Consider the following 12,390-nt stretch of genomic DNA (forward strand, 5'->3'; position numbering starts at 1 on the left):
AAATTTATAGCCCAAACTGTCGAAATTGGGCGAAAACCTGTAAATTCATGAACATGACCTATTAAATTTTGGTAAAAAAAAGTCGATACTTAGGTTAAGAAGGAATCCAAACTCCTTCCAACGATAAACGCAGCCCTGTCGAAAGGCAGGTACGCAAAGCTAAAGGGCCTTCCCGTAAGGATGGCAGCCTGGCTACCGAAAGGAAGAGCAAAAGTGAGATTCAATTTTATTCCTCTGTATCGACTGATACGTCATGTACTCCCCGTAGTTATAATTTTTTCTTTGTTTCCCGTCGGATTTGGTGATTCTCTGTCTGTGGTGAATGCCGCTTCATTACAACCTGTTAATTCGGACGCTTGTACTCAGGCCCGTGAACTATACAATTATTTACTCAGCATCTCTGGAAAGAAAACAGTCACTGGTCAGCATGATTATTTGGAAAGTCCAGATGAATTAAGCAACAAGGTCCAAAAAATCAGCCAGGCGTATGTGGGTCTGCACGGCTATGAGATGGGAGCCATCTCTGGTCAATCTGACGCTACAGAAGCAGCACAACGTAAAAATGTCGTCGATAGCGCTATTCGTTGGAGCAGAGCAGGTGGCATTGTGACGATGACTTTTCATGAAGCGCTGCCGGGTAGACCGCTGACTTGGGCCAATGTGCAGGCCAAAGTAAGTCAGGCGGAGTTCAATAAATACGTCACGCCAGGCACTACGCAGTATAACCTCCTCATTGCCGATCTGGATAAGGTCGCTGTATCGTTAAAGCAACTTCGTGATGCAGGGGTTCCGGTATTGTGGAGACCTTACCACGAAATGAATGGTGACTGGTTCTGGTGGGGAAACAAAAACAATTTCAATCAGCTATGGAATATCATGTACGACCGTTTTGTTAACACGCATCAATTGAACAATCTGCTGTGGGTGTGGAGTCCCAATGCTCCCAATTCCTACACTGTCCCGTATACCCCAAAATATCCGGGGGATGACAAAGTGGATATTTTGGCAGTAGACATCTACAACAATGATTTTAAGCAAAGTCATTATGAAGGACTGCTCGAGTTGGCACGGAATAAGCCGATTGCCATTGGCGAGCACGGTGAGATACCTAGTTCTGAGGTGTTGCAGGCTCAGCCAAAATGGGTGTATTCCATGACTTGGGGCAAGATGCTGACCGAGAATAACACAACCACTCAAATACAGGATTATATGAACGATGCGAAGAGTTTGACACGGGATGATGTGAAAAATGGGCTGGAGGCCATCCAACAACCCGGAACAGATGTACCGACCTTACCGGATGAGGGACAAAGTGAGCCTCTCCCAGCTCCACCAGTAGTGATTGCTCCTCCAGCTCCGACTCCTCCTTCCGTTCCTGATGTAGTATATGTGAACGGGCTGCGGGGCGAATATTTCAACAATATGAATTTGAGCGGCAGTCCTGTTTTGATCCGTACAGACAGCAAGCTGGACTACAACTGGCGCGCCATTGCTGCTGATCCAAAGGTAAATGCCGACCAGTTCTCGGTTCGCTGGACGGGTAAAATCAAGCCACAATACTGCGAGACCTATACGTTCACAACCATATCCGATGATGGTATTCGTGTATGGGTAGACGGCAAGTTAGTGATCGATAGTTGGTTCAAACAAAGCTGGACAGAGCGAAAAGGCAGTATTGCTTTGGAAGCAGGTAAAATGGTAGATCTAAAAGTGGAATACTATGATGAAAAAGGCGATGCGATGGCACGTCTGATGTGGGAAAGTCAGCATGAAGCGAAAGCGGTGGTTCCCGGAAACGCTTTGTTTCTTCCTTGATAGATACTCTTTCCCGGTCAAAAATTTTGAGGAGAGAGGGTGTATCATATGATGAAAAAATGGTTGACCCATAGGTATACGGTCGTATTATCCGGATTACTAGGGGTCGCAACTCTAGCCATGATCGCTTGGTTTATATACACGCCTTCAAAAAGTGTAGAATTGCAGACAGATAAGGTAGCGGCGGCCAGTCCAGTATGGAAGCTGGGTCAGAGGGATGACTCCTCAGCGGAATTTAAAGGAGTGGTCGGTAGGGATAATATCGATATTTCTGCAGCATCAGCTTCTTCCGAATCATCTGCTAAAGCAGCATTTTCGGCGTTGTCGGAAGCAGAGAGTACAACAGTTCCGGTATTGCTCAGCAGTGGAGATATTCCTCCCGGTTTGAATGCATCCACGAATCCAGAACTAACACTTCAATATAAGCTGAATCAGGTTCCTCCCAATGGTATGATATTCCGTGTTCGGATTTTGGATGCGGGCAAAGCTGTGCCGCAGATGGCTGTCTTCTCAAATCATCAGTTGTCCGGAATCATTCAGATTGCCGGGGTATCCGGTACTGGGAGTACCTATAATTTCAAAAACAACTACGAGCTGTACATCCCCAAAGAACAATTGCAAAGCGGTGTTAACGTACTCAAGCTAAAGACAGCGCGCTGCCTATACTGCTCCTCTGCGGAAGATAAAAATGTGTGGTGGACTTGGGATGACTTGAGCTTGGAGACGTTAGCTTCCCCTGCGGCCGAACCGGTACATGGGAAATATATACTGACTGGTACGAATGTGAATAATAAAGAATTTTATTATGATCAGGGTGCAGTTAAGCATCTACCATACGTTCTCAAATGGCTGGGAATTGCCTATAGCGGCAACGTCATGAGGGTAACCTGTGCCAGTAATGTAGGGAAGGCATGCACAGACGTGGATGATTACTATCAAACGTTAAAGCAGTATAATATGCAATCGTCTGCATTGTATCTATACACAGGTGATATTAAGCTACAAAAAGATGGTACTCTGCCAGAGACGGCCAAGCAAAAGTTGCGTGATTATGTAAAAAAATACGGTTCATACCTTCAATATTATGAAGTAGATAACGAACCTGGATTGTTTAATCGCTCCAAGGCGGTAGACCTGGCTGTGGCTAAATGGTTGAATACGGAAGGCAAGCAATTGGCACCGCATCTCAAAACCGTAGCGCCGGGCTGGGCCTACTGGCCGACATACTCTACCAAGGCGTGCAAAAATCAAACCGGAGGCACGCAAAAATGCGGTGATCCGGATGGATGGGAACGGGACCCAGCGCAGCGTAAACAGCTAGAGGAAGTCACCGACCTGACCAACGGACACGCCTACGGTGAATCGTATAATGAAGAGGGCGGGGGCAGCTTCGTTCAGAATTTGAAAACCTTCGGTGGTTCGAGCAACGGACTGGCGAAAAAGATGCTAAACACAGAGTTCGGTACTAACGATACGCATCGAGACAATCCTGATTACGGGGCTAGTCAGCCACAAGCAGCTGCATTCGATCGGATTATGCGATCGCAAATCGGGTTTGCCGATATGTTTATCCAGCACGCTGCTTTTTATAAGGATTACACACTGTTTAAAACGGGTTTTGATCTGCAAAGTCACAACCCGGCTAACACGGAAATTTATCCGTTTGGGCAAGGACAGGACACTCGCGTTAAGATTATGAGACGCTTGAGTCTAGCCTATGCCACGCATGGTAAACCACTGACTTATACAATGTTGAATCCAGAGGAGACCAAGGACAAGATGGTCTATGTTCGCGCGGTGGATACGTCCAAGCTTAAACCGCTGGCAGGTAGCGGCGCTACCTCGAACAAATTGCTGGTGAACCTAGTGAATTTCGAATCCACTACGCAGACCGTTCGTGTACGGGTGACGATGCCGAAAGCTGGCTTGTACACGGGGGAACGTTTTGGGGCGGGTTCCACCTACAGTCAGGCGCAGCGTTCCATATCAGGGCTGAAGGCTTCTCCTGCCCTTGATTTTGAAGAAAAGCTGGGCCCTGGCGAATCGGTACAATATATTTTGGAATTAAAAAGTACAGATCAAACCACGGCCTCTGCCCCAACTGAGGTGAAAGCAGCCTCTATTCAGGATGGGGTGGTAAAGATTAATTGGCTTCAAGCAGAAGGCATATCTTCCTATGATGTGCTGCGTGCTGATCGGACAGATGGTGCCTATCAGGTGATTGCCTCGCAAGTAGAAGGAAGCACGTATACGGACCGCACTGTAAAAGCTGGAAGTCATTACGTCTACAAAGTCCGAGCGACCGGAGGTACTCAGGTTTCTCAGGCAGCCGAGGTCGCTTAGTTACACCGGAATGCATGTAGGACCTTACCTAATGAATATCTAACACCATTCCGAAAGAAAGCAAAAAAGAACCTATCAGGAGAAAATAGGACCTGACAGGTTCTTTTTTATTTGTAAATCGTTCTGAATTGCCAATACTTTACGTATAATGGAGAAAAAAATAAGAAAATCCTTTAATATTCTCGTCATAAGACGACAACATTGCAGGTATGTATTCATATATAATAGTTTTGTTCATGACTATACATACATGGTTTGTAGGGAATCTCTTTCTTTCCGGCGACCAAGACTAATAAAGTGAGGTTAGTGCTGAATGAACAAGGAAACAGAATTAGGGGGGAATGGCCCTCTTCTTCGAGACAACGCACGGAAAGCAGGCAAAGCAGCCATCCACTTGGACATCCGGAACATTTTGCTCCAATGTGGTATCACGACACCAGAATGGATGGAGGGAGACGCTGATAGAACTAAGTGCCAGAAGGACAAGCGCGTGTAATTTCAGTGGCTGGTCCTACTTAAGCCAAACATCAAGCAGCGGCGCTTTCTTTATTCCATCATTCGTTCCATTCGAACAAACGCGATAAAACGTTTGGCTTCTTCCTCAGACAAGGTGCGTCCGTCAATCGTCAGGTTAAAACGTTGCAGGATATCCTCGTCTGACAGTTCAAGCTGATCCACAAATTCCCTCACATCTGAATCCAATATGGCTGTCGGGTGGCTCGTACGTCCCACCAAATAATCGATGGTTACCTCGAAAATATCAGCGAGCTTGGTCAGGGTCTCAAAGTCTGGCTTGCGTCTATTTTTTTCATAGTGAGAAAGAGCCGCCCGCGTAATTCCGAGGGATTGCGCTAATTCCTCTTGTTTTAATCCCTTATGTTCTCGTAATTCAGCGATGCGGGTTCCATAATTCATCTGTTTTTCCTCCTGAAGGCAAGGTTAAGAAAGGTAAGAAAAGCAATTTTGCGCTTGACAAGATACAATTTGTATCATAAATTAATTATGTAAGTTACATAACGTATCCTTATTTCATAGTTTTCACTTATATCTTCATTTATATACCCTTAAGAGGCCAACGATGATTGAGCATTGTGTGCTTATTCGCTGGCTAGACCCTCTATGCGCTATTATACAACATTTTACTATAGATTAGAGGGTCATGCATCGTTCTTTTCCCCGTCATGCAGAGGATCAGTACAAGCGTTATTCATCGAAAACAAGTCAAGCAGGGAGGACTGGTCTTGTGCAGTTGAAAGAGTACATCCGTTTGATCCGCAAAAGAATGTGGTTGATTGGTAGCATTGTACTGCTGGTGTGTACTGTAGTAGGCATAAAAAATGTATATTTTACCCCGCAGGTTTATGAAGCTACCGCCAAGCTCATTATTAATCAGACGCCACGACCGGACCGTGCAGGTGTCGTCGATTACAGTGTGGTGCAAACCAATATAGCTCTAACGAACTCCTATAAGCAAATTATGATCTCCTCGGCGATTATGGATCAGGTGGTCGCCAGCTTCCCCGATCTTAAGGTTACTCCGTCAGCTTTGGCGCAAAAATTAAGAGTAAACACCGCAGGTGATTCACAGGTCATGGATGTTACAGTCCGCGACTTATCGTATACGAAGGCTGTGAAAACCGTCAATGCGGTAGCCAAAGTATTTAAACGGCAAATCCCCTCTATCATGAAAATGGACAATGTCACCATCCTAAGCGAAGCCAGTCTGAATGACCCAGCAGTTCCCGTGAACAATAATCCCGCCATACAAATTTTTATTGCTTTTACCATTTCTTTATTACTGGGCATAGGCTTGGCGTTTTTGCTGGAGGTATTGGATGATACATTTAAAAATGAGGAGGATATTGAAAAAGAACTCGGCCTGCCTACCCTATCCCTGATTACAAAAATGAAAAAAGAAGATAGACGCTCTGACAGCTCTACTACAACTCCTAAACAGGTAGGTGAGGGACAATATGCCGCGATTAATCAATAATCAGCTCGTTACATCCTTGCATGCTCAGTCTTCCGTGTCGGAGGAGTACCGCATGCTTCGCACTAACATCCAGTTTTCTTCTATAGACGAGCCGATTGAGGTGATGATGGTGGCGTCCGCTCAGGCGGGTGAAGGCAGAACAGTCACGATTAGCAATTTGGCTGTAACCTATGCGCAAGAGGGAAAAAAGGTGCTGGTTATGGATATGGATCTGCGTCGGTCCTCCTTGCATCATATGTTTGGTTTGCGCAATCATACAGGGCTGACACGGGTACTTGCCAATCAACAGACATGGCAGGATGTGGTTCAGGAAACCGGGATTGATCATCTGCATGCAATCACAGCTGGACCGAATCCACCCAATCCGTCCGAGATGCTCAGTTCCCGTAGAATGAAGGCTCTACTAGTTGAGCTAAAAGAACATTATGACGTGATTCTGATGGATACGCCACCCCTGCTGCCTTTTCCGGATGGCCTCATTGTAAGTGCTATGTGTGATGGTGTCATTTTGGTAGTACAGGCAGGGAAGGTCAAAAAGGATGTCGTTAAGAAGGCGAAGGCAAATTTAGAAAGAGTTAAGGCGCGCATTCTAGGTGTAGTGCTCAATAACGTGAAGCGCCGCGCCGAGCGTGGTATGGAGGAACGCAATCTGACATGAAAAATCGGGGAAAATAAAAGTATATAAAATTCTCTTAACAATGAATATATAATATTTATCAATAAGGAGTGAGGTGATGAGACGTGTCTTCTTCCCGCTCGAACGAGGCCAAAGTGCTGGGCGCGTCAGTAGATGTATATTCGGTCGCTCATGGGCTTGAACGACGACAAGGATGGAGCGTATATCCGTTCGTGAAGCGAAGTATGGACATTATACTGTCTTTTATTGGAATCATCGTACTGTGCCCGGTATTTCTGCTCGTCATTTTGTTGATCAAGCTGGAGGACCCCAAAGGAAGTGCATTATTTTATCAAATACGTATTGGTAAACATGAGCGACCGTTTCGCATGATCAAATTTCGTTCCATGGTGTCTGATGCCGAAGCCAGATTGTCTGCATTGCTGGTGGAAAATGAAATTGAGGGTGCGATGTTCAAAATGCGGGACGATCCCCGAATTACCCGTGTGGGTCGCTTTCTTCGCAGAACGAGCATCGACGAACTACCGCAACTCTTCAATGTACTGCGTGGGCATATGAGCCTTGTAGGACCCAGACCCCCATTGCCAAGAGAAGTCCATGATTACACCATGAGGGATAAGCTGCGTCTGACGGTTACACCGGGCTGCACCGGACTATGGCAGATCAGCGGTCGCAATCATCTAAGCTTTGACCAGATGGTAGAACTGGATTTGGAGTACATATCTAGATGCAGTTTCCGCACGGATATGATCATCATGCTGAAAACATTTCGTGTGCTGCTGGGCTCCAAGGATGCTTATTAAAGTCAATTTTAATAAAGAGGGGTAGGAGAGAAGGATGGAGCTTCATTCCAACATTTATGTGGCAGGGCACAATGGACTGGTGGGTTCCGCTATTGTCCGAGCGCTTCAGAAAGCGGGATATCGTCATATTATTACTCGCACAAGCCGTGAGCTGGATCTGCGCAATAAAGAGGCCGTAGATCATTTTTTTGATACAGAGCCCGTGGATTATGTATTTCTGGCAGCAGCCAAGGTGGGCGGGATTTTGGCAAATAACGAATATCCGGCCGATTTTATCCGTGACAATTTGCTTATACAAACAAATGTGATTGATGCGGCATACCGGAAGAATGTAAGCAAGCTGTTATTTCTAGGCTCTACCTGCATCTATCCCAAATTTGCTCCACAGCCGTTGCGAGAAGAATATCTGCTTACAGGTGAGCTTGAGCCTACCAATGAGGCCTATGCGGTTGCTAAAATTGCCGGGATTACAATGTGTCAGTCCTACAACCGTCAGTATGGAACCCGTTTTATTTCGGTGATGCCTACGAATTTATATGGTCCGGGCGACAATTTTGATCTCCAAACCTCTCATGTGCTGCCTGCGCTGATCCGCAAGTTTCATGAGGCAAAGCTGAATCAATCTCCGACTGTAGAAGTATGGGGCTCCGGTACGCCTCGGCGAGAATTTCTTCATTCGGATGATTTGGCTGATGCTTGTCTATTTCTGATGAATAACTATGAGGGAAATGAGATTGTAAATATCGGTGTGGGTGAGGATATTTCCATCCGTGAGCTGGCTGAACGAGTCAAGAATGTAATCGGCTATGAGGGCGAAATTACTTTTAATACATCCGTTCCTGACGGAACGCCGCGTAAGTTGGTAGATGTATCCCGGATTTCCGGGCTGGGCTGGTCGGCGCGTATTTCACTAGAAGAAGGATTAAGGTCTGTATACCAGGCGTTTCAAGGTCTGGATCTGGTTGAACAATAAATAACGGTGGGGGAATTGGAATGAAAAAAGCGCTGATCACTGGGATTACCGGACAAGACGGGTCTTATCTGGCTGAGTTGCTGCTGTCCAAGGATTATGAGGTGTACGGGGTGCGCAGACGAACCAGCACGCCGAACTTTGAAAATGTAGCGCATATCCAGAATGACATTCACTGGCTTTCCGGTGATATGACCGATCTGGCTTCACTGATCGAAGCCGTCCGTCAGTCCGACCCGGATGAGGTCTATAACTTGGCTGCTCAATCCTTTGTAGCGGCCTCATGGCCGCAGCCCTTGGCTACAGGGCAAATCACAGCATTATCTGTTACCAATATGCTGGAGGCGGTTCGAATTGCCAAGCCGGATGCACGCTTTTATCAGGCTTCAAGCAGCGAGATGTTCGGTAAGGTACTGGAGACGCCGCAGACAGAAACGACCCCATTTTACCCACGTAGTCCTTATGGTGTAGCCAAGGTGTACGGCCATTGGATTACAGTCAACTACCGCGAAAGCTTTGATATGTTTGCTTGCTCCGGTATTTTGTTCAATCACGAATCACCTCGCCGAGGGCTGGAGTTTGTAACACGCAAAGTGTCGGATGCAGTAGCTCGTATCAAGCTGGGATTGCAGCAGGAACTGCGCATGGGGAATTTGGATTCACTGCGAGACTGGGGTTTTGCAGGGGATTATGTAAAGGCGATGTGGCTGATGCTTCAGCAGGATCGACCAGATGATTACGTGATTTCTACAGGAGAAATGCATTCTGTGCGTGAACTGCTGCAAATTGCTTTTTCTCATGCAGGTTTAAATTACGAGGATTATGTGGTGATTGATCCGCAATTTGTTCGACCGGCAGAGGTAGATCTATTGCTTGGCGATTGTGCCAAGGCGAAAGAAAAGCTGGGCTGGCGATTGGAAGTCGGCTTCGACCAGCTCGTTCGTATGATGGTGGATGCAGACTTGGAGCGTGTAAAAAGGCAGGCTGCAGTTGAAGCTTCTGTCGTCGTGTAAGAGGTGGAGAGGCCGCCCGCCTGGCCGGGGGGTCTCTTCGTTGTACATGATTTCAGCTGTATGACAGATCAACAGATCATAAAGCAATGTTTAAGGTCATTTTTCAAGATGGAGTAGAACCTATGACATTAGTCAAGAAACGTGCCAAACCGCGCAGAAGCTTGCTGGTGAATACCTCCTGGCTGTTCGGTGACAAAATGATTCGCATGGTGTTCGGGCTGGCAGTCAGTATCATCATGGCGAGAGTGTTGGGACCAGAGGAACTGGGAAAATGGAATTATGCGGAATCCTTTTTCGGGATGTTCCTGATTTTCACGACCCTTGGCTTTGATTCTATATTAGTACGCGATCTTGTCAAACACCCCAAAGATGAGCACGAGCTATTGGGTACGGCAGTTCTGTTGAAGTTGTTAGGTACTCTGGTAGCGATTGTACTGTCTTATTCCTTTATTTCACTGCTCAGACCGGAAGACAGTTCAGTACGGCTAATCAATCTGATCCTGGCTACGGCCTCGGTATTTCAGTTGTTTGATATTATCGACTACTGGTTCCGTGCGCAGATGTTGTCCAAATATACGGTTGTTGCCAAGAATACCGCCTTTGTCCTCGGTTCCACCGTCAAAATCATTCTATTATTGTCCGGTATTCCAGTTTGGGCAGTGGCGTTGTGTGCTCATGGAGAGTTTCTGCTGGGAAGCCTGCTACTGCTGTATTTCTTCCATAAGGAAGGGCGGCGTGTGAACAAGTGGACGTTCCGCATCGCAACTGCTCGGCGAATCATGGATCACAGCTGGCCGCTTATTTTGTCCTCCTCTGCTGTATATGTACAGGCACGAATTGATCAGGTCATTATCGGAGAATTGTTGGGAAACGAGGCTGTCGGGCAATACTCCGTTGCACTCCGACTCATCGAGGTGTTGGGCTTTATCCCGGTCGTGCTAACGACAGCTTATGCCCCGGTGGTGACGCGTTCCAAGCAGAAAGGAAGCGACGAATACAGACGGACGTTATCTAACGTGTATCGGCTGATGTTTATATGCTTTCTTGTGACCTCAGTCCCCTTATTTTTTCTATCCCAATGGGTAGTCGTTGTGCTGTATGGGAGAGAGTTTGCTGAAGCAGGCTCGCTGTTGTCACTGTTTGCGATTCGTCTATTTTTCACCAACTTTAGTGTCGCCAAAAGCTTGTTTATCACCAATGAAAATTTGTTCAAATACACGCTGCTGACCTCGATAATAGGTGCGGTTACGAATATAGCTTTCAATTACGCGCTGATCCCATGGCTTGGTGTCCGAGGGTCTTTAGTGGCGACGATTTTGTCCTTTACGATATCTGTATTTCTATTGGATTTGTTGTTTAAGGAAGTCAAAGCCAATTTGGGTTGGATGATGAAGTCAATCCTGACCTTCTGGCATGTTCATATTACAGTACCGAGAGTTGGAGAGAACAATCATGATACCGATTAAACCATTTGTTCGGCATGAGGAACAGTGCCCGCATTGTGGAGACACGTTACGTGCTGGAGAGGTGCTGTGGCAGGGAATCCACGTATGTGTCAGTACTAAGTGTGAGGGTTGCGGACGTGAATATCTCGAGGACATGAGGGTTGGTCATGCGACGTATTCACCTTATCGTGTAGAAATGCCTGACTATATCCTGACCGGTAATGCGAAGTCAAGAAAATGGCTCGGAGAGCCTCTGCGGCAATCGTTGATGAATCCATCCTATGATTTGGCAGTTGGTATGACCGTGCATAAAATGAAAGCTTCTTCGCGGGTGATCATCATCAACACTATAGATTATTTATATGGTCATGCGTTGCTCAAGCTGCTGAATGTTCAGCGCGAATACGAGCAATCACCGGAAATGGGGATCATCGTTATTGTGCAAAAATCGCTGGAGTGGATGGTGCCGGCATATGTGTCTGAAATTTGGACGGTCGATGTCCCGTTCAACAAGGCGCGAAACTTTTATCCTCTGCTACATCATCGGATGATTGAGGAATTGATACGTTTTGATGAGGTGTATGTCAGCCCGGCATATTCACATCCCAGCCAGTTTGAAATTGAGCAATTTACAGGTGTCACTCGTTATGACGAGGAACGTGAGTCGGACCCACGCATTACCTTTGTATGGAGGGAAGACCGCTTGTGGAGCGGCAGCCATCATATTGCCAGAGCAGTGCAAAAATTTCCACAACTCAAACGTGGCCTAAAACCGCTAATTTATCATCAACGCAGCAAAATCATTGGACTATTCCGCAGACTGAGAGAAAGCTTCCCTGATCATTGCTTTACAGTTGCGGGACTTGGGCGCACGGGAAGCTTCCCAGCATGGATTGCTGACGAGCGCGTCTCACGCTTCGATCGGGATAGTGAAAAGCGGGTATGCGAGGTATACGCAGCCAGCCGATTAGTCATTGGTATTCATGGCTCCAATATGCTGCTGCCTTCTGCACATGCAGGTATGACGATTGATTTGATGCCTAAAGACCGATGGGGAAATTATGCCCAGGACATTTTATTTCACGAAACGGATCATCGGCTTACAGCCTACAAATATCGCTTTGTACCGATGGAATCGAGCGTGAGCTTGGTGGCGGATATGGCAGCCGCCCAGCTTAAAGGGGCAGACCATTTTAATATGCAGATGATGGAGGAAAGACAACGGCAGGGGGAACATTCAAGTTGGAGGGGAAAGGCCGCTACGGGAAGGATTTGATCTTCCGATCGCTGTTGACGAGGGATTCCTTAGGTTGAATAAAGCCCTATAGAGAGCGGAATCCCACGGGGAATATGCTTTCGAAGCGAGCTTTC

General features: G+C 46.7%; 10 protein-coding genes and 1 riboswitch. Of the genes, 9 read left to right on the top strand and 1 reads right to left on the bottom strand.

Annotation, left to right across the window (positions count from 1 at the left end; translation table 11 throughout):
* Positions 1 to 118: 118 nt before the first annotated feature.
* Positions 119 to 200: riboswitch (cyclic di-GMP riboswitch) on the top strand.
* A 13-nt stretch (positions 201 to 213) separates the two neighbouring features.
* Together ACH59B_RS06085 and ACH59B_RS06090 are read left to right on the top strand one after the other, a co-directional pair.
* Positions 214 to 1,815, top strand: coding sequence for a glycosyl hydrolase (locus ACH59B_RS06085; protein WP_025364261.1), 1,602 nt, complete (start codon positions 214 to 216; stop codon positions 1,813 to 1,815).
* 48 nt (positions 1,816 to 1,863) lie between these two features.
* Positions 1,864 to 4,158, top strand: coding sequence for a hypothetical protein (locus ACH59B_RS06090; protein WP_193190780.1), 2,295 nt, complete (start codon positions 1,864 to 1,866; stop codon positions 4,156 to 4,158).
* Between the two features lie 546 nt (positions 4,159 to 4,704).
* Here ACH59B_RS06090 and ACH59B_RS06095 read toward each other — a convergent pair.
* Positions 4,705 to 5,073 carry a helix-turn-helix domain-containing protein gene (locus tag ACH59B_RS06095; protein ID WP_016821244.1) on the bottom strand — a complete coding sequence of 123 codons (369 nt, stop codon included), beginning with the start codon at positions 5,071 to 5,073 and terminating at the stop codon, positions 4,705 to 4,707.
* Positions 5,074 to 5,401: 328 nt separating this feature from the next.
* Here ACH59B_RS06095 and ACH59B_RS06100 point away from each other — a divergent pair, with 328 nt between their 5' ends.
* From ACH59B_RS06100 to ACH59B_RS06130, 7 genes are all read left to right on the top strand, one after another.
* Positions 5,402 to 6,151, top strand: coding sequence for a YveK family protein (locus ACH59B_RS06100; protein ID WP_016821243.1), 750 nt, complete (start codon positions 5,402 to 5,404; stop codon positions 6,149 to 6,151).
* Entirely contained in the window at positions 6,132 to 6,809 is a 678-nt protein-coding gene (locus ACH59B_RS06105) for a CpsD/CapB family tyrosine-protein kinase (RefSeq protein ID WP_016821242.1), read from the top strand. The genes ACH59B_RS06100 and ACH59B_RS06105 overlap by 20 nt, the downstream gene beginning before the upstream one ends.
* A gap of 83 nt (positions 6,810 to 6,892) precedes the next feature.
* Positions 6,893 to 7,591, top strand: a complete 699-nt coding sequence (locus ACH59B_RS06110) for a sugar transferase (RefSeq protein WP_318300974.1) — start codon at positions 6,893 to 6,895, stop codon at positions 7,589 to 7,591.
* Positions 7,592 to 7,625: 34 nt separating this feature from the next.
* On the top strand, positions 7,626 to 8,564 hold the full coding sequence (locus ACH59B_RS06115; protein WP_318300975.1) for a GDP-L-fucose synthase: 939 nt from the start codon (positions 7,626 to 7,628) through the stop codon (positions 8,562 to 8,564).
* Between the two features lie 20 nt (positions 8,565 to 8,584).
* The gene (gene gmd / locus ACH59B_RS06120; protein WP_016821239.1) at positions 8,585 to 9,574 is read left to right on the top strand and encodes a GDP-mannose 4,6-dehydratase; all 990 of its coding nucleotides are present in this window, start codon (positions 8,585 to 8,587) and stop codon (positions 9,572 to 9,574) included.
* Between the two features lie 122 nt (positions 9,575 to 9,696).
* Positions 9,697 to 11,040, top strand: coding sequence for a flippase (locus tag ACH59B_RS06125; RefSeq protein ID WP_318301130.1), 1,344 nt, complete (start codon positions 9,697 to 9,699; stop codon positions 11,038 to 11,040).
* On the top strand, positions 11,027 to 12,295 hold the full coding sequence (locus ACH59B_RS06130) for a zf-TFIIB domain-containing protein (protein ID WP_123796886.1): 1,269 nt from the start codon (positions 11,027 to 11,029) through the stop codon (positions 12,293 to 12,295). The genes ACH59B_RS06125 and ACH59B_RS06130 overlap by 14 nt, the downstream gene beginning before the upstream one ends.
* The last annotated feature ends 95 nt before the right edge of the window (positions 12,296 to 12,390 follow it).

This window comes from Paenibacillus sp. DP01 (assembly GCF_044784315.1).
GTDB lineage: Bacteria > Bacillota > Bacilli > Paenibacillales > Paenibacillaceae > Paenibacillus > Paenibacillus polymyxa.

Bases quoted from the DNA above. Each gene is read 5' to 3' on its own strand.
- ACH59B_RS06090 (WP_193190780.1), top strand. From the start codon at position 1,864: ATGATGAAAAAATGGTTGACCCATAGGTATACGGTCGTATTATCCGGA.
- ACH59B_RS06095 (WP_016821244.1), bottom strand. From the start codon at position 5,073: ATGAATTATGGAACCCGCATCGCTGAATTACGAGAACATAAGGGATTA.
- ACH59B_RS06105 (WP_016821242.1), top strand. From the start codon at position 6,132: ATGCCGCGATTAATCAATAATCAGCTCGTTACATCCTTGCATGCTCAG.
- ACH59B_RS06115 (WP_318300975.1), top strand. From the start codon at position 7,626: ATGGAGCTTCATTCCAACATTTATGTGGCAGGGCACAATGGACTGGTG.
- gmd (WP_016821239.1), top strand. From the start codon at position 8,585: ATGAAAAAAGCGCTGATCACTGGGATTACCGGACAAGACGGGTCTTAT.
- ACH59B_RS06125 (WP_318301130.1), top strand. From the start codon at position 9,697: ATGACATTAGTCAAGAAACGTGCCAAACCGCGCAGAAGCTTGCTGGTG.
- ACH59B_RS06130 (WP_123796886.1), top strand. From the start codon at position 11,027: ATGATACCGATTAAACCATTTGTTCGGCATGAGGAACAGTGCCCGCAT.